Raw genomic sequence first — 16,290 nt, 5'->3', positions numbered from 1 at the left:
GAAGGTCAGGGCGCTCGCTGTTCGGCGAGCGCCTCGATCACCCGTTCGTAGAGCCAGGCCTTGTCGGCGGTGCCGGCGAAGACGTGGCTGGCGGTATCGAACTGCTTGCGGCGGACGCGGGTGCCGGCGGCGGCGAAGGCCGGCCTGTGCAGGAAGTCGGCGAAGGCCGCCGCCGTCTCGTCGCGCGTCGCGAGCAGGACGGTCACCGGCACCTCCGCTTGCGTCAGCGCGGCTGCGAGTTCCGCGGCGATGCTGGGCGGGGTGTCCGCCTTGCGGGTCCCGACCCGGCCGATCATCTGCCGCATCCAGCCGCGCGCCTCGGGCGCTACGCCATCCTCGGGCGGAGACGGGGGCGGCCCGACCACCACCGGATTGGCGAGCAACAGCGAATGGATCCGTGCCTGGGCGTGGAACAGCGCGAGCGCAGTGGCACCGTCGCCGATACCGAAGGCGACCACGCGGCGCAGCTTTGCCTCGCGCCGGAAGATGCCGGCGGCGGCGATGATATCCGGCGCGCTTTCCAGGAAGCCGGCGTTGCTTCCGCCCGAATCACCGACGCCCCGTCGATCGAAGCGGAACACCGGATAGCCTGCGGCCGCGATACGGTGGGCGAGCTGCCCCATGCTGCGATGCGGGCCGCTGCGCACCTCATTCCCGCCGGACACGATCAGCAGGCCGGTATCGCCCGAGGCGCTGTCCAGCGTGCCGACCAGCATCGCGCCCAGGCAGGGGAAGCCGATCAGGCTTCGCACGCGCGCACCCAGCCAGCGAGATCATCGGCGAGCAGCGCGGCGAGCGCGAGATCGTTTGCTGGCGCCGGCTCCCGCCACAAGGCGCTGCCCGCCACCAGGCGATCGGCCGGGCGCGTGTCCCCCTCCAGCCGGAGTGTCCGCGCCGGCTCGACATGACAGTCGGCCAGCTCGTCGAGAAAGGTGTCGGGCAGCCGGTGCCCACCATAGCCGGGGGCGTCGCCGGTGCGATGAATGCGCCGGAGTGCGCGGAGCAACGCGTCGCCGGGCTGGGGCGCGAAGTGCCAGCGGTGACGGATGACGACGCTGCCGTCGAGCAGCGCGCCGCTGCGCATGCCCATCGAATAGGCGCGGCCGCCGGCAGTGCGTGCCGCCGCGGCAAAGCCGGCGCGCAAGTCCGAAATGGCGATGCGCTCGCTGGGGACCAGGCTTTCGCCGGTGCCGGGAAGTTCCGGCAGCACGCCGGCGATGCCATGCGTTTCCGCCAGGGTGCGGAGGACCGTGACGGCGAATGCGCGCATGCGGTTCGCCTCGTCGAACAGGGGAAGGGCAGCTATGACGACCGGGCCGCTGCCGGGACCGAAGCGCAACATCGCTTCCCGACCGCCCGACCAGTCATAGGGTTCGATCACCCCAATACCTTCCGGGCGGCGAAGCGGGTGAGCGTGCCGAAGCTCTCCAGCATCTCCCCATCCACCTCGTCGTCCTCGATCAGGATCCCCAGTCGATCCTCGATCTCGGTCAGCACACCGGCGACGGCGAGGGAGTCGAGCTCGGGCAGGGCGCCGAACAACGGTGTGTTTTCCTCGAACGCAGCGACGCGATCGTCGCTCAATCCGAGGACGTCGCGCAACACGCCGCGCACCGTGGTTTCGACTTCGAGCATGCCTTCAGGCCGCAATGGGGATCCCCTGCAAGAATTTTGCGCTTCCGTAAGGCTTGGCGGCGGCGCTGCCAAGACTATGGGTGGTGGCATGATCGTGCTGGATCCTGCCCCGCATCTTATAGACGCGTTGCCGCTGCGTGGCGCGCCGGACGCCATTGCTCTGCAAGACAAGGCCGGCACGCTGAGCTATGCGGAGCTGGAAGCGGCGGTCGGCGGCATGGCGCATGCGCTCTTGGTACACGGCCTGGCCGCCGGCGAGCGGGTGGCGAGCTGGCTGCCCAAGACCCGCGCCGCCTGCCTGTTGCCGCTGGCGGGGCCGCGTGCCGGCCTGGTGCACGTGCCGATCAACCCTGCACTCAAGCGCGCGCAGGTCGCGCATATCCTGGCGGACAGCGGCGCGCGGCTGCTGGTGACGCAAAAGGCGCGGCTGGCGGCGCTGGAACCCGGCGATGTGCCGGCCGATTGCTGCATCGTCACCGAGGAGGAACTTGCTGGCGCCGACGTTCTGCCACCGGCGAGCGGCGATCCCGATGCGCTGGCGGCGATCCTCTACACCTCGGGCTCGACCGGGCGTCCCAAGGGCGTGATGCTCAGCCACGCCAATCTGTGGCTCGGCGCGATCAGCGTCGCGCATTATCTGAAGCTCGCGTCGGAGGACCGGGTGCTCGGCGTGCTGCCGCTGAGCTTCGACTATGGCCAGAACCAGCTGCTCTCCACCTGGGCGGCGGGCGCACGGGTGGTGCCGCTGGATTATCTCACGCCGCGCGACGTGGTGAAGGCGGTGGCGCGCTTCGGCATCACCACGCTGGCGGGGGTGCCGCCGCTCTGGGTGCAGCTGCTCGAAGCCGAGTGGCCGGCGGAAACCGCGGCGAAGCTGCGGCGGCTGACCAACTCGGGCGGCGCGCTCACCCGGCCGCTGGTGCAGGGGCTGCGCACCCGCTTCCCCGGGGCGGACCTGTACCCGATGTACGGGCTCACCGAAGCGTTCCGCTCGACCTATCTCGATCCCGCGCTGGTCGATGCCTATCCGGAGTCGATCGGCCGCGCCATTCCGTTCGCCGAAATCCTGATCGTCGATGCCGCCGGGCAGCGCGCCAACCAGGGCGAGCTGGTCCATGCCGGGCCGCTGGTCGCCAAGGGCTATTGGCGCGACCCGGAGCGGACCGCGCTGCGCTTCCGCCCCGCGCCGGCCTACGCCGAGCATCAGGGCATGGCGGTCTGGTCGGGCGACACGGTCGCCGAGGATGCTGCCGGGCTGCTGCGCTTCGTCGGCCGCGACGACGAGATGATCAAATCCTCGGGCAATCGCATCAGCCCGACCGAGATCGAGGAAGCGGTGGTCGCCGGCGGCGAGACCAGCGAGGCGGTGGCGTTCGGGGCGCCCGATCCGAGGCTGGGCCAGGCGATCCTGGTGGTCGCGCGTGGCGACGGCAGCCGCGAGGACGAACTGCGCGCACGGCTGCGGCGGGACTTGCCGAGCTTCCAGCAGCCGGCGCGCTACATCTGGCGGGAAAGCCTGCCGCGCAACGCCAATGGCAAGCTCGACCGGTCCGGGCTGAAGACGGAGATCCTATGAACGCGAAGCCGATCGGGCCCATTCCCCCGGACTATGCCGGGCAGCCGGTGCTGCACGTCGCCGGGCGTAGCGCGAGTGCGTGGGCCGAGGCGGGGACCCCGCTGTACCTGTATGATTTCGGCGTCGTGGCCGCGCGGATCGCCCGCTTTCGCACCGCGATGCCCGCACGCGTGGCGCTGCACTACGCCATCAAGGGCAATCCGTTTCCGCCGCTGATCGCTGCCATCGCGGCCCAGGTCGACGGGATCGACGTCGCGTCGGCAGGCGAGATGGACAAGGCGCTGGCCGTGATGCGCCCCGCGGACATCAGCTTTGCCGGGCCGGGCAAGCGGGATGTCGAGCTGGAAGCGGCGGTCCGGGCGGGGGTGACGCTCAACCTCGAATCCGAAGGCGAGGCCGAACGCGCACTGGCGATCGGCGATCGGCTGGGCATCACGCCTCGCCTCGCGGTGCGGGTGAACCCCGATTTCGAGCTGCGCGGCTCGGGCATGAAGATGGGCGGGCGTGCCTCGCCCTTCGGCATCGACGCGGCGCGCGTGCCGGCGCTGGTCCGGCGACTGGTCATGGCCGGCGCCGACTGGCGTGGCTTCCATATCTATGCCGGCTCGCAGGCGCTGTCGGCGGAGGCAGTGATCGAGACCCAGGCGGCAACGATCGGCCTCGCCGCGCGGCTGGCGGACGAGGCGGGGGCGCTGCCGCCGCTGGTCAATCTCGGCGGCGGCTTCGGCATCCCGTACTTCCCGGGCGATGTCCCGCTCGACGTGGAGGCAGTAGGCGCGGCGCTGGCGGGCGCGCTGGACCGGCTCGACACCCGCTATGCGATCGAGCTCGGCCGCTGGCTGGTGGGCGAGGCGGGTATCTATCTGGCGCGCGTGATCGATCGCAAGGAAAGCCAGGGGGAGACGTTCCTCGTCGTCGATGGCGGGCTCCACCACCACCTTGCCGCGACGGGGAATTTCGGCACCGTCGTGCGCCGCAACTACCCCGTCGCGGTCGCGCACCGGATGGCGGATGCGGCCGAGGAGGTCGTGACGATCGTCGGGCCGCTGTGCACGCCGCTCGATCGGCTGGCGGACCGTGTCGCCCTCCCGCGCGCCGAGGTCGGCGACCTGATCGCCATCTTCGCTTCGGGGGCGTACGGCGCCAGCGCCAGCCCGCAGGCGTTCCTCGGCCACCCGCCGGTCCGCGAGGTTCTGGCAGGAAGCTGACGCCTAACGCTAAATTTACGCGTCCTGCGCCATAGCCGGTCGTCCGGCACGGGCGCGCGACAACGCCGCCTTGCTGCCGCTTGGAGGCACGGCAATGGCGGGTTCGTTCGGGGTGAAGGCGGCGGCGACGCTGGCGCTGATGGCGCAGCTATCGGCGTGCGGCGGCGGCGGCCCGCGCCCCGAGCTGCCCGCCGCCGGCTTTGTCGGCGCCAAGGAAGCGCCCAGCGACGAATATGTCATCGGCCCGCTCGACCAGCTTAACATCTTCGTGTGGCGGAACCCGGAGATCTCCACCAAGGTCCAGGTGCGCCCCGACGGCCGTATCACCACGCCGCTGATCAACGACATGCCCGCCGTGGGCAAGACGCCCGCGATGCTCGCCGACGACCTGAAGCTCGCGCTCAGCGAGTATATCAAGGACCCGATCGTCTCGGTGATCGTCGAGAATTTCTCGGGGACGTTCAGCCAGCAGGTGCGCGTGGTCGGTGCGACCGAGAAGCCGGCCTCGCTGCCCTATCGCGCCAGCATGTCGATCCTCGATGCGATGATCGCGGTGGGCGGCCTCAACGAATTCGCGGCGGGCAACCGCGCGCGGCTGGTGCGCTACGATCCGCAGACCGGCAGGCAGCGCGAATACAAGCTGCGCCTCGCCGACCTGCTCAAGAACGGCGACACCTCGGCCAATGTCCGGCTGGAGCCGGGCGACGTGATCATCATACCGCAGAGCATGTTCTGATGGGGAGCCTGTTCGACGAGCTCCGCAGCGCCATCCACGCGGTATGGATGCGCCGCACGCTGGCGCTGGCGATCGCCTGGGCGGTCTGTGTGCTGGGCTGGGTCGCCGTGTCGCGCATCCCCGACAGCTATGAATCCAGGGCGCGGGTGCTGGTGGAGCTGCGCCAGATGCTCCCCAGTGACGGCGGCGTCGTCGCGGCGGGCCAGCAGCAGGACATCGACCGCATTCGCCAGACGCTGACCAGCGCGGTGAACCTCGAAAAGGTGGTCCGCGGCACCGATCTCGCCAGGACGATCACCAAGCCCGCCGATCTGGCCGCGCGCATCGCGGGGCTGCAAAAGGCGATCAAGCTCACCGCCCAGCAGGACAATCTGTTCGAGATCGCGGTGACCGGCGCCGATCCGGCGATCTGCCGCCAGGTGGTGGAGAAGCTGATTGCGCTGTTCCGCGACAACAATCTTGCCGACAGCCGCGACGCAAGCAGCCAGTCGCTCGCCTTTCTCGACCAGCAACTCGCCGAGCGCCAGCAGGCGCTGCAGGCGGCCGAGGCCAAGCGCGCCGACTTCCAGTCGCGCTTCCTGGGCGCCCTGCCGGGCACCGGCTCGCTCGACGACCGGATCGGCGCGGCGCAGCAGCAGCTCCAGCAGATCGAAAGCGACCTCGCGGCGGCGCAGAGCGGCCTCAGCGCCGTCAACGCGCAGATGGCGGGCACGCCGGCGAGCGTGGCCGGGCAAGGCGGCGTCGTGAGCGGCACCGGGCCGGCACGCGCGCGGCTCGCGGACCTGCAGGGCCAGCTTTCCGATGCCCGCGCGCGCGGCTTTACCGAGGCGCATCCGGACGTGGTCGCGCTCAAGCGGCAGATCGCCGGTGCCCAGGCGGCCGCGGCGCGCGAGTCGACCGGCGCCAGCGGCGGCGGCAGTTTCGCCAACCCGCTCTATCTCAGCCTGCGCGCGATGCAGGCGGACAAGGCCGCGCAGGTCGCCGCGCTCAGCCAGCGCCGCGCGCAGATCCAGGGCGATCTCGCCGCGATCAGCGCCAAGCTCACCCAGGCGCCGCAGGCCGCCTCCGAACAGGGGCAGATCGACCGCGACTATCAGGTGCTGAAGGATCAGTACGCGAAGCTCCTTACCGACCGCGAGCAGCTGCAAATCAGCAGCCAGGCGCAGCGCCAGACCGATGCGGTGAAGTTCAGCATCATCGATCCACCGACCCAGCCGCGCACCCCCAGTTCGCCCAACCGGCCTATGCTGCTCACCGCAGTGCTGGTCGCGGGGCTGGGCGCAGGCGTGGCGGCGGCGTTCCTGCTGTCCAAGCTGCGCACGACCTTCGACACCGCGACCCGGCTCGAACGCGCCAGCGGCATGCCGGTGATCGGTTCGATCGGCGAGGTGGTCACGCCCCGCCAGCGCGCGCGCCGTCGCCGGCAGCTGCAGCATTTCCTCGGCGGCGCGGCGGGGTTGGGGGCTGCCTATGCCGCGATCCTGCTGGTCGGCATGCTCCACCATGGTGCGGGGGCCTGAGCGATGAACGAACACACCCCAAAGCGCTTCACCGGCTCGCTGATCCAACGGGCGGTGGCGATGATGCCGGGGCTGCCGGCCGAGGAAGCCCCTTCAAAGGCGCCGGCGGACCTGCCCGCCTGTGATCGCCCGATGGTGCCGATCGATCGCAGCCGTCTGGCCGCCGCCGGCATGCTGGTGCCCGGCGGCCCGATCACGCCGCTCGCCGAGGAATTCCGCATGGTGAAGCGGCAGCTGCTGCTCACCGCGCGCGGCCTCGCGGGCGTCGATGCCGATCGCGCGCGGATGATCCTGGTCTGCTCGGCGCAGCCCGACGAGGGCAAGACCTTCTGCGCGATCAACCTCGCGCTTTCGATGGCGGCCGAGAAGGACGTCGAGATCCTGCTGGTCGATGCCGATTTCGCCAAGCCCGACGTGTCGAAGCGGCTGGGCGTGGGCGACGGGCCTGGCCTGCTCGACGCGCTGGCCGGCCAGATCGATGTAGAGGCCTGCATCGTAGACACCGACGTGGCGCAGCTGGCGATCCTCCCCGCCGGCACCCGCAGCGTGAGCGATACCGAGCTGCTCGCCAGCGACGGCGCGCGGGCGATGCTCGACGGACTCGCGGCGGCCAATCCGCGTCGCATCGTGATCTTCGATTCCCCCCCGGCGCTCGCCGCGTCGCCCGCCTCGGTGCTGGCGCTGCACGTCGGCCAGACGATGATGGTGGTCCGCGCCGATCGCACCAGCGAGGAGGACCTCCGCGCCGCCGTCGCCGCGCTCGACGGGTGCGAGCATATCCAGCTGGTGCTCAACGCGGTGTCGTTCCAGCCCTCGGGCCGGCGCTTCGGCAGCTATTACGCGCAGGCGGGCCGGTGATCCGTGGCGCGATCGTGCTGGCCCTATGCGCCGCCGCGATCGTGCCCGCGGCGGCCCAGCGCCGCGCGACCGTCACCCCCTATATCGAGCTAAGCCAGGTCGCCACCGCCGAGCTGAACGGCGGCGAGACGCTGACCTATTCGCAGCTCGGCGCCGGGCTGGACGGCAGCATTCGCACCCGCCGGATGCAGGTCCAGGTCAGCTATCAGTACCAGCATCGCTTCACCGAGCAGGGCAGCCTGCAATCGGGCGACAGCCACAACGGCCTCGCCCAAGCGCGCATCGTCGCCGCGCGCGGGCTGACGCTGGAAGCCGGCGCGGTCGCGACGCGGACTCGCACCGATGCCCGCGGCGATGCGCTGACCAGCAACGCCGCCAATGCCCGCAACCTCAGCCAGCTCTATTCGGGCACTGTCGGCCCCAAGCTCGACACCCATGCCGCGGCGCTGTTCGTGCAGGGTGCCTATCGCTTCGGCTTCACCAAGGTCGACGACGGAGGGGCGACCGGCGTCGCACCAACCCTGCCGCAGGTCGACCGGTTCGATCATTCGACCTCGCACGCGGTCAACGCCAGCGTCGGAGCCAAGCCGGGCGCGGTGCTGCCGATCGGGCTGAGCGTCACCGCCGGGCTGGTCCGCGAAAATGCCAGCCAGCTCGACCAGCGCTTCGCCAGCAGCTCGGGCCGCGGCGATGCGATCATGCCGGTCAGCCGCACCGTCGCGCTGGTCGGCGGGGCGGGCTATGAGCGGATTACCGTGCGCCAGCGCGATCCGCTGCTTTCCGCCGGCGGCCAGCCGGTGGTTGACGGGGCGGGGCGGTATGTCACCGATCCGACCTCGCCCGCGCGGCTCGCCTATGATTTCGACGGGCTGTTCTGGGACGGCGGCGTGCTCTGGCGGCCCAGCCGCCGGACGGCGCTTGAGGTGCGGATTGGGCGTCGCTACGGCGCAATGCGCTACACCGGCAGCTTCACCTTCCAGCGGAGCAGCGGCAGCGGGATCCAGGTGGCGGTGTACGACACCGTCGAGACCTATGGCCAGCAGGTCGGCGGCAGCCTCGCGGCGCTGCCGGTAGGCTTCGTCACCACCGCCGATCCGTTCGGCGCCCAGGCCGGTGCCTGCATCTACGGCACCAGCGGCGCGGCGGCCGGCGGGTGCATCGCCGGCGCCTTCTCCTCGGCGGCGACGGCGGCCTATCGCGGGCGCGGGCTGACCGCCAATGCGGTGTGGAGCCGCGGAACGACGCGCCTCGGCGTGGGCGGCGGCTTCGCGCGGCGCGATTTCCTCACGCCGGTCGGCGCCAACGCCACCGGCGGCAGCTGGGACGAGAGCTTCTACGCCCAGGCCTTCGCTGCGCTCGCCGCCGGCCGCGACGGGACGATCGGCGTCAGCCTGCTCGCCAGCCAGTATGACGGCGACATTCCCGGCAGCACCGCGGTGTTCGGCTGGGGAGCGAACGCCGCCTACACCCACCGGCTCGGCCAGCTGAGCCTGACCGCAACGGCAGGCATCTACGGATCGCTGCGCGATGGGGCCGACCAGGCATCGGCACAGGCGCTGATCGGGGCCCGCTATGGTTTTTGAGAGACTGCACGCATGATGGACGATCATTACGGGCTGCGCGGCCGGCCGTTCCAGCTGACCCCCGATCCGCGCTTCTGGTTCGATACCGCCACGCACGGCAAGGCGATGGCCTATCTCGGCTACGGCCTCAGTCAGGGCGAGGGCTTTGTCGTGATCACCGGCGATCCGGGCGCGGGCAAGACCACGCTACTGGGCCATCTGCTCGCCGAGCTCGACGGCGAGCGGCTGAACGTGATCAAGATCGTCTCCACCCATCTGCGCGCCGACGATCTGCTGCGGCTGGTGGCGCAGGGGCTGGGGCTGCCGGGGGACGACCTGTCCAAGGCCTCGCTGCTGCTCGCGATCGAGCGCGGCCTGCACGACATCGCCCGCGCCGGGCGTCGCACGCTGCTGGTGGTGGACGAAGCGCAGGCGCTGCCGGGCGAGAGCCTCGACGAGCTGCGCATGCTCTCCAACTTCCAGGCCGGCGGCTATCCGCTGCTGCAGATCTTCCTGCTCGGCCAGCCCGAGTTCCGGCTGGTGCTGCAGCAGCCCGCCTTCGAACAACTGCGCCAGCGGGTGATCGCGATGCATCACCTCGCACCCATGGAGGTGGAGGAGGTAGAATCCTACCTCATGCACCGGCTGACCCTTGTCGGCTGGCAGGGGCGGCCGCGCTTCACCGCCGATGCACTGGCGGCGATGCACCGCTGGTCGGGCGGCATCCCGCGCCGGCTGAACCAGCTGGCGAGCCGGGTGCTGCTGTACGGCGCGGTCGAGCAGATCGAGAATTTCGGCGCCCCCGACATCGCCGCCGTGATCGAGGATATCGAGCAGGAGGACGTGATCGAACCGGCGCCGGTGCAGGCGCCGGCGCTCGAACCCGAGCGCGTGCTGCCCAGCCGCGTCGCGGAACTGCGTGCCGCGCCGGCCGGCGCCGCCGGGACACGCGCGCTGGAGCGGCGGGTGGCGGAACTGGAGGCGCAGGTCGCCTCGCAATCGGATGCGCTGCGCCGCGTGCTCTCGCTGCTGGTCGAGTGGGTGGAGAAGGACGATGGCCGCAGCGGCATCGACCTGGATACCCTGCGCGGCAGCGCGGCCTGAGCCATGGGCGTGCGGAACGGCCTGTCGGTCGATGTGGAGGACTGGTTCCAGGTCGGCGCGTTCGAAACCACCATCGCGCGCGGCGACTGGGACGGGCTGGAGCGGCGCGTCGAGGCGAACACCGATCGCGTGCTCGCGCTGTTCGAGGCGGCGGGGGCGAAAGGCACCTTCTTCACGCTCGGCTGGGTGGCCGAGCGGCATCCGCAGCTGATCCGCCGCATCGCCGAGGCGGGGCACGAAGTCGCCAGCCATGGCTGGGACCACGCCCGCGTCTTCACGCTGACGCCCGACCAGTTCCGCGCCGACCTCGCCCGCGCCCGCGCCGTGCTGGAGGATGCGGCGGGCGTCGCGGTCAACGGCTACCGCGCGCCGAGCTTCTCGATCGATCGCCGCACGCCCTGGGCGCATGCGGTGCTGGCGGAGGCGGGCTATTGCTATTCCTCGAGCATCGCCCCGATCGCGCACGACCACTATGGCTGGTCCGATGCGCCGCGCACGCCGTTCCGGCCGCTGCCCGATGCGGCGCTGGTCGAGCTGCCGATCACCATTGCGCGGGTCCTCGGCCGCGAGGTCACCGCCGGCGGCGGCTTCTTCCGGCTGCTGCCGCAGGGGGTGACGGATCGCGCGATCCGGGCCGCCAATGCGAATGGAGAGGCCGCGATGTTCTACTTCCATCCATGGGAGATCGATCCCGGCCAGCCACGTGTGCGCTCGGCCCCGTTCAAGTCCCGCCTGCGCCACTATGCCCGGCTGGGCGCAATGACGGGCAAGCTGCAGACATTGCTCGCCGCGCATGCCTGGGGCCGGGTGGATGCAGTCGCCGCGCGGGCAGCGGAGCGGCTGGCGTGACGATCTCGGTCCGGTGCGCCGACCTGCAGGACAGGGCCGAGCGCGGGCGTCTTGCGGCATGGGTCGACGGGCATCCCGACAGTACGCCGTTCCATCTGCCGGAGTGGAGCATGGCGGTGGCCAAGGGCTGCCGACAGCGGAGTCGCTATCTGGTGGCAGAGGGGCAGAGCGGGATCGCCGGCATTCTGCCGCTCACCGAAGTCGCGTCGCCGCTGTTCGGCCGGGCGCTGGTGTCTACCGGGTTCGGCGTCGCCGGCGGCATTCTCGCCCAGGAGGGGAGGGCGGTCGCCGCGCTCGCACAGGCGGCCTGGCAGCGCGCGATCGACGTGCGCTGCCCGAGCCTCGATCTGCGCGGCGGGTCCTGCCCGGGCGAGGACTGGCACCGGGACGACGCGACATATGTCGGCTTCGTTCGCCGCCTCGCTGCGGACGACGAGGCCGAACTGCTCGCCATCCCCCGCAAGCAGCGCGCCGAAGTGCGCAAGGCGCTTGCCGCCGATCTGGCGGTCGAGATCGGGGCGGACCGGGTCGCGCGGCGCGCTCATCACGCCGTTTACGCGGAAAGCGTCCGCAACCTCGGCACGCCGGTCTTCCCGGCGGCGCTGTTCGGCGCGGTGCTGGAGGCGTTCGGGGCAGAGGCGGACATCCTCACCGTTTGGCACCAGGGCCGCGCCGTCGCGAGCGTCCTCAGCCTCTACTGGCGCGGTACCGTCTATCCCTATTGGGGCGGCGGCACCGCAGCGGCGCGAAGCTTGCGCGCCAACGACCGGATGTATTTCGCGCTGATGGCACATGCGCGCACCCGGGGCTGTTCGCGGTTTGATTTCGGGCGCTCGAAGCTCGGCACCGGTGCGGCGGCGTTCAAGAAGAACTGGGGCTTCGCACCCGAGCCGCTGGTCTATTTCTCCCGCCATGCCGAAGGAGCGGCACCGCGCAGCATCAATCCGCTGGATCCCAAATACCGGCTGCAGGTCGCGGCGTGGAAACGCCTGCCGCTCTGGGCGGCCAACCGCATCGGGCCGTGGATTTCGCGGGGGCTAGGCTGATGGGCGAGATCCTGTTCCTCGCACACCGGATCCCCTATCCGCCGGACCGGGGCGACAAGATCCGGGCCTATCACCTGCTGCGCCATCTCGCTCGTTCCCACCGGGTCCACCTGGTCGCGTTTGCCGATGATCCGGCGGATCTGCAGCGCAAGGACGGCCTCGTCCCCTATACGGCAACGCGGGAAATCTTCTGGCGGAAGCCGCCCACCGCATGGACGGGCCTGCGCGCGGTGCTGCAGCGCCGCCCGGTGTCACTGGCCGCATTCGCCGACCCTGTCGTCCGCCGCACCGTAGGCGTGCTGCTCGATGCGCATCCTATCGACACGCTCTTCCTCTATTCCAGCCAGATGGCCCAGTACCTGCCGACACGACCGCGGCAGCGAGTGATCATGGACTTTGTCGACATGGATTCGGCCAAGTTCGCCGCCTATGCCGAGGACGCGCGCGGGCCGATGGGGTGGGTCCATCGGCGGGAAGCAGCCCTGCTGCTCCGCCACGAGCAGCGCGTCGCCCGCGACGCCGACGCCAGCCTGTTCGTCAGCGACGCGGAGGCGGCGCTGTTTCGCGCGCGGACCGCGGCGACCCGCGTCCATGCGATCGAGAACGGCATCGACACGGTCTTCTACGATCCCGCGCAGCGGTTCGAGCCCGTGGCCGGCGCGGGCCCGCTGATCGTCTTCACCGGGCAGATGGACTATCGCCCCAATGTCGCGGCGGTCACCTGGTTCGCCGACCGCGTGTTCCCACGCGTCCGCCAACACCACCCCGAGGCGCGTTTCGCCATCGTCGGTCGAGCGCCGACCGCGGCCGTGCAGGCGCTTGCGGAGCGGCCGGGCGTGCTCGTCACTGGCGCCGTGCCGGACGTGCGCGACTGGCTCGCCGCCGCCGCGCTGGTGGTGGCGCCGCTCCAGCTTGCGCGGGGGATCCAGAACAAGGTGCTGGAGGGCATGGCGATGGCGCGGCCGGTCGTCGCCTCCCCGGCCGCTGCGGAGGGCATCGACCATGCCGGCACGCTCCGTGTCGCAGATGGGCCAGAAGCCTTCGGCGACGCCGTACTGAGCTTGCTCGCCGAACCGGAGATCGGCGCCGCGCTGGGATCTGCAGCCCGCGAGCGGGTGATCGCCCGCTACAGCTGGGATGCACGCCTGGCACCGCTCGACGCGCTGCTGGCAGCGCCCCGGCACCGCCGGGGTGGCGTGCGGGACGATCGCTTGGTACCGGGCCGCTACGATGCGGATCATGAACGGCGAAGATAGGGCAGCGATGGGCGAGCGAGAGGGCGTGCGCTGATGTGCGGCATCGCCGGCCTGTTCTATCCCGGGCTCCCCAAGCCGATCGATCCCGCCCGGATTGTCGCGATGAGCGATGCGCAGGCGCATCGCGGGCCCGACGGCTCCGGCGTCTGGTGCGTTGCCGGCGTGGGACTTGGCCATCGGCGGCTCGCGATCATCGACCTCGAAGGCGGCGTGCAGCCGATGGCGCTGCCGGACCAGAGCCTCGCGGTGACCTTCAACGGCGAAATCTACAATTTCCGCGAGGTCCGCGCGGAGCTGGTGGCGCTCGGCGCCCGCTTCGTGACCGACAGCGACACCGAAGTGCTGCTGCACGGCTGGCGCGTCTGGGGGGCGGACCTGCTCGCCCGGCTGAACGGGATGTTCGCCTTCGCGCTCTACGATGCCGCTTCCCAGAGCCTGTTTCTCGCGCGCGACCGGTTTGGCGTGAAGCCGCTTCATTATGCCGAGCTGGCCGACGGCGCGGTCGCCTTCGCGTCCGAACTGAAGGGGCTGCTGGCCCATCCGCTGCTCCGCCGCGCCGCCGATTTCCACGCGGTCGAGGATTATCTGGGCCTGGGCTATGTGCCCGACGACACCTGCATCGTCGCTGGCGTCCGGAAACTCCCGGCCGGGCATTTCCTGCGCCTCAGGCGCGGGCAGCCGGTGCCGCAACCGGTGCGCTGGTGGGACATCGATTTCAGCCGTCGCGCCGCCGGCAGCACCCGCGACCTGAAGGCGGAGCTGGTCGAGCGGATGCGCACCGCCGTGCGCTCACGCATGGTCGCGGACGTGCCGCTGGGCGCCTTCCTCTCCGGCGGTGTCGACAGCTCTGCGGTGGTCGCGCTGATGGCAGAGGGCAGCAAGGCCGCGGTGAAGACCTGCACGATCGGCTTCGACGAGGCCGGCTTGGACGAAACCGCCCACGCCGCCAAGGTGGCCGAGCGTTTCGCCACCAGCCATCGCACCCGCACGGTCGGTGCGCAGGATTATGGCCTGATCGACACGCTGGTTGCCGCCTTTGACGAGCCTTTTGGCGATGCCTCGGCCCTGCCGACCTATCGCGTCTGCCAGCTTGCGCGCGAGGGCGTGACCGTTGCCCTGTCCGGCGACGGGGCGGACGAAGCGCTGGCAGGCTATCGCCGCCACCGCTTCTTCGCGGCGGAGGAGCGGGTGCGCGGCCTGCTGTCCCCGGCGTTGCGCGCGCGGATCTTCGGTCGGCTGGGGGCGCTCTATCCCAAGGCGGACTGGGCGCCGCGCCCGTTCCGCGCCAAGACCACGCTGCTCGCGCTCGCCGAGGATGGCGCGGAGGGCTATGCGAGGGCCGTCGGCGTTACCACGGCGGCGCTGCGCGACCAGCTCTACAGCGACACCGCCCGCGCTGCGCTCGACGGCTACCGGGCGGAGGCACGCTATGTCGCGACGATGCGGGCCGCCCCGGCGCGGGACCCGATCGATCGGGCGCAATATGCCGATATCCGCCACTGGCTGCCGAGCGACATCCTGACCAAGGTCGATCGTACCAGCATGGCGGTGGGCCTGGAGGCGCGCGAACCGTTGCTCGACCACCGGCTGGTGGAGTTCGAAGCGTCGCTGCCGCCCGCGCTGCGGATCCGGGGCGGGCAGGGCAAGTGGCTGATGAAGAAGGCGCTCGAACCCTGGTTGCCGCGCGAGATCCTCTATCGCCCGAAAATGGGGTTCGTGACGCCGATCAGCGCCTGGTTCCGCCATGCGCTGGCCGACGAGGCGGCGGCGCTCGCCCGCTCGCCGTTGCTCCTTCAGAGCGGCTGGTTCGAGCCGCGCACCATTGCCCGCCTGGCCGAAGAGCATCGCGCCGGTCGCGCCGAGCACGGTCGGACGCTGTGGCAGCTGGTGATGCTGGAGCGCAGCCTCGCGCGGTTGTTCGGCTGAGCTACTCCACTGCCGCCAGCGCGGTCTCCACCGCCCCGGCATAGCTGCTGCCGAACAGCCGCAGGTGCACGAGCAGCGGCCACAGCCGATAGATGGGCTGCCGCGCCTGCCAGCCTGGCGCCAGCGCCAGCGAATCGAAGAAGCGGGCCGGGGGCGCGTCGAACAACGTCAGCATCGCAGCATCGACCTCATGGTCGCCGTGGTAGCAGGCGGGATCGATCAGCGCGGTGACCCGACCCGTCGCCACCAGCACATTGCCGCCCCACAGGTCGCCGTGCAGCAGGGCCGGCGGCGGATGCGCCGGCAGCAGCTCCGGAAGGCGGGCGGCGAGCCGCTCCAGCCGCCGCGCGAGCGATGCGGGCACGTGCGGCACATGGCAACGCAGCCGACGCTCGGCCCAGAAGTCCGGCCAGTCTGCGCTCGCGCCGTTCGGAATGGCAACGCGCCCGAACGCGTAGTCCGCGTGCCAGCCATAAGCGCGCCCAATGGACGCGTGGAGCGTGCGAAGTGCCGCCGCCACGCTGTCCCAGCTGGCGGCGAGATGGCCGTCGTTCGGCATCTCCTCCATCAGCAGAAGGTCCTCGGTCACGGCGAGGACCCGCGGTGCCGGCGCGCCGCTCGCCGCGATCGCAGCGAGCATTTCGGCTTCCTCCGAGACCAGCGGTCCCTGTTTGGCGATGGCGCTGCCGCCATTCTCCAGCCGCAGCCGATGCACGGCGGACAGGTCCCCGCCCGACAGGGCCGCGGCGGCCGAGACGCGGGTGCCGAGCAACGCAGTGGCGCGATCGGCAAGGCTGGTCTGCATGGGCTGTTCCCTTCAGGTCAGATAGCGATGCACGATGGCAACCAGTTGTTCGGTCGCCTCTACCATGGGGCCGTCGGGGCGGCATCCGCCTTGAGCATATGCTCGCAGATATGATTGTCATCACCTCGGTGATGCAGCCGTCGAGCGCCTCCCCGCAGGCCAACGCCAGCTGCCGCGCGGTCGCCCTCCAGTATCGGCCTGGACGGCGC

15 protein-coding genes are annotated in these 16,290 nt (G+C 70.9%); 11 read left to right on the top strand and 4 right to left on the bottom strand.

What is annotated here, in order from left to right:
- Nucleotides 1-5 precede the first annotated feature (5 nt).
- The 3 genes from SPI01S_RS04240 to SPI01S_RS04230 are packed head-to-tail and all read right to left on the bottom strand — an operon-like array spanning nucleotide 6 to nucleotide 1,635.
- Complete coding sequence (locus tag SPI01S_RS04240; RefSeq protein WP_169804450.1) at nucleotides 6-752, bottom strand: serine aminopeptidase domain-containing protein; 747 nt, start codon at nucleotides 750-752, stop codon at nucleotides 6-8.
- Nucleotides 740-1,381: a hypothetical protein gene (locus tag SPI01S_RS04235; protein ID WP_066718590.1), complete on the bottom strand. Its 642-nt coding sequence runs from the start codon at nucleotides 1,379-1,381 to the stop codon at nucleotides 740-742. The genes SPI01S_RS04240 and SPI01S_RS04235 overlap by 13 nt, the downstream gene beginning before the upstream one ends.
- Complete coding sequence (locus SPI01S_RS04230; RefSeq protein ID WP_157084549.1) at nucleotides 1,378-1,635, bottom strand: acyl carrier protein; 258 nt, start codon at nucleotides 1,633-1,635, stop codon at nucleotides 1,378-1,380. The genes SPI01S_RS04235 and SPI01S_RS04230 overlap by 4 nt, the downstream gene beginning before the upstream one ends.
- Nucleotides 1,636-1,723: 88 nt before the next feature.
- On the opposite strand from SPI01S_RS04230, the gene SPI01S_RS04225 reads away from it, so the two are divergent.
- The 11 genes from SPI01S_RS04225 to SPI01S_RS04175 all read left to right on the top strand — a co-directional run bounded on the left by SPI01S_RS04225 (nucleotide 1,724) and on the right by SPI01S_RS04175 (nucleotide 15,276).
- Complete coding sequence (locus SPI01S_RS04225; protein ID WP_066718578.1) at nucleotides 1,724-3,211, top strand: acyl-CoA ligase (AMP-forming), exosortase A system-associated; 1,488 nt, start codon at nucleotides 1,724-1,726, stop codon at nucleotides 3,209-3,211.
- Nucleotides 3,208-4,419, top strand: coding sequence for a pyridoxal-dependent decarboxylase, exosortase A system-associated (locus SPI01S_RS04220; RefSeq protein ID WP_066718575.1), 1,212 nt, complete (start codon nucleotides 3,208-3,210; stop codon nucleotides 4,417-4,419). The genes SPI01S_RS04225 and SPI01S_RS04220 overlap by 4 nt, the downstream gene beginning before the upstream one ends.
- A 139-nt stretch (nucleotides 4,420-4,558) precedes the next feature.
- Nucleotides 4,559-5,155, top strand: coding sequence for an XrtA/PEP-CTERM system exopolysaccharide export protein (locus tag SPI01S_RS04215; RefSeq protein ID WP_157084559.1), 597 nt, complete (start codon nucleotides 4,559-4,561; stop codon nucleotides 5,153-5,155).
- Nucleotides 5,155-6,675: an XrtA system polysaccharide chain length determinant gene (locus tag SPI01S_RS04210; protein WP_066718570.1), complete on the top strand. Its 1,521-nt coding sequence runs from the start codon at nucleotides 5,155-5,157 to the stop codon at nucleotides 6,673-6,675. The genes SPI01S_RS04215 and SPI01S_RS04210 overlap by 1 nt, the downstream gene beginning before the upstream one ends.
- A 3-nt stretch (nucleotides 6,676-6,678) precedes the next feature.
- A complete protein-coding gene (locus SPI01S_RS04205) occupies nucleotides 6,679-7,533 on the top strand; it encodes an AAA family ATPase (RefSeq protein ID WP_066718564.1) in 855 nt (284 codons plus the stop codon).
- Complete coding sequence (locus SPI01S_RS04200) at nucleotides 7,530-9,116, top strand: hypothetical protein (protein ID WP_066718562.1); 1,587 nt, start codon at nucleotides 7,530-7,532, stop codon at nucleotides 9,114-9,116. Before SPI01S_RS04205 ends, SPI01S_RS04200 begins: the two co-directional genes overlap by 4 nt.
- 12 nt (nucleotides 9,117-9,128) lie before the next feature.
- On the top strand, nucleotides 9,129-10,199 hold the full coding sequence (locus SPI01S_RS04195) for an AAA family ATPase (protein WP_066718560.1): 1,071 nt from the start codon (nucleotides 9,129-9,131) through the stop codon (nucleotides 10,197-10,199).
- 3 nt (nucleotides 10,200-10,202) lie between these two features.
- Nucleotides 10,203-11,048: an XrtA system polysaccharide deacetylase gene (locus SPI01S_RS04190; RefSeq protein WP_066718557.1), complete on the top strand. Its 846-nt coding sequence runs from the start codon at nucleotides 10,203-10,205 to the stop codon at nucleotides 11,046-11,048.
- Nucleotides 11,045-12,094 (top strand): FemAB family XrtA/PEP-CTERM system-associated protein, encoded by a 1,050-nt coding sequence (locus SPI01S_RS04185; protein ID WP_066718554.1) that lies wholly within the window; start codon nucleotides 11,045-11,047, stop codon nucleotides 12,092-12,094. The genes SPI01S_RS04190 and SPI01S_RS04185 overlap by 4 nt, the downstream gene beginning before the upstream one ends.
- Nucleotides 12,094-13,350, top strand: a complete 1,257-nt coding sequence (locus tag SPI01S_RS04180; protein ID WP_084253245.1) for a TIGR03087 family PEP-CTERM/XrtA system glycosyltransferase — start codon at nucleotides 12,094-12,096, stop codon at nucleotides 13,348-13,350. The genes SPI01S_RS04185 and SPI01S_RS04180 overlap by 1 nt, the downstream gene beginning before the upstream one ends.
- A gap of 33 nt (nucleotides 13,351-13,383) precedes the next feature.
- A complete protein-coding gene (locus SPI01S_RS04175; RefSeq protein WP_066718553.1) occupies nucleotides 13,384-15,276 on the top strand; it encodes an XrtA/PEP-CTERM system amidotransferase in 1,893 nt (630 codons plus the stop codon).
- A gap of 1 nt (nucleotide 15,277) precedes the next feature.
- On the opposite strand, the gene SPI01S_RS04170 is transcribed toward SPI01S_RS04175, so the two are convergent.
- Nucleotides 15,278-16,081, bottom strand: coding sequence for a fructosamine kinase family protein (locus tag SPI01S_RS04170; RefSeq protein WP_066718550.1), 804 nt, complete (start codon nucleotides 16,079-16,081; stop codon nucleotides 15,278-15,280).
- Nucleotides 16,082-16,290 lie beyond the last annotated feature (209 nt).

Origin of the sequence: Sphingomonas pituitosa NBRC 102491 (assembly GCF_001598435.1) — a bacterium.
Classification (GTDB): domain Bacteria; phylum Pseudomonadota; class Alphaproteobacteria; order Sphingomonadales; family Sphingomonadaceae; genus Sphingomonas; species Sphingomonas pituitosa.
This window is presented reverse-complemented; position numbering and strand designations above follow the sequence as displayed.

Coding starts and splice junctions, on each gene's coding strand:
- SPI01S_RS04175 (WP_066718553.1), top strand. CDS start 13,384: ATGTGCGGCATCGCCGGCCTGTTCTATCCCGGGCTCCCCAAGCCGATC.
- SPI01S_RS04195 (WP_066718560.1), top strand. CDS start 9,129: ATGATGGACGATCATTACGGGCTGCGCGGCCGGCCGTTCCAGCTGACC.
- SPI01S_RS04180 (WP_084253245.1), top strand. CDS start 12,094: ATGGGCGAGATCCTGTTCCTCGCACACCGGATCCCCTATCCGCCGGAC.
- SPI01S_RS04230 (WP_157084549.1), bottom strand. CDS start 1,635: ATGCTCGAAGTCGAAACCACGGTGCGCGGCGTGTTGCGCGACGTCCTC.
- SPI01S_RS04220 (WP_066718575.1), top strand. CDS start 3,208: ATGAACGCGAAGCCGATCGGGCCCATTCCCCCGGACTATGCCGGGCAG.
- SPI01S_RS04205 (WP_066718564.1), top strand. CDS start 6,679: ATGAACGAACACACCCCAAAGCGCTTCACCGGCTCGCTGATCCAACGG.
- SPI01S_RS04215 (WP_157084559.1), top strand. CDS start 4,559: ATGGCGCAGCTATCGGCGTGCGGCGGCGGCGGCCCGCGCCCCGAGCTG.
- SPI01S_RS04170 (WP_066718550.1), bottom strand. CDS start 16,081: ATGCAGACCAGCCTTGCCGATCGCGCCACTGCGTTGCTCGGCACCCGC.
- SPI01S_RS04225 (WP_066718578.1), top strand. CDS start 1,724: ATGATCGTGCTGGATCCTGCCCCGCATCTTATAGACGCGTTGCCGCTG.
- SPI01S_RS04210 (WP_066718570.1), top strand. CDS start 5,155: ATGGGGAGCCTGTTCGACGAGCTCCGCAGCGCCATCCACGCGGTATGG.
- SPI01S_RS04190 (WP_066718557.1), top strand. CDS start 10,203: ATGGGCGTGCGGAACGGCCTGTCGGTCGATGTGGAGGACTGGTTCCAG.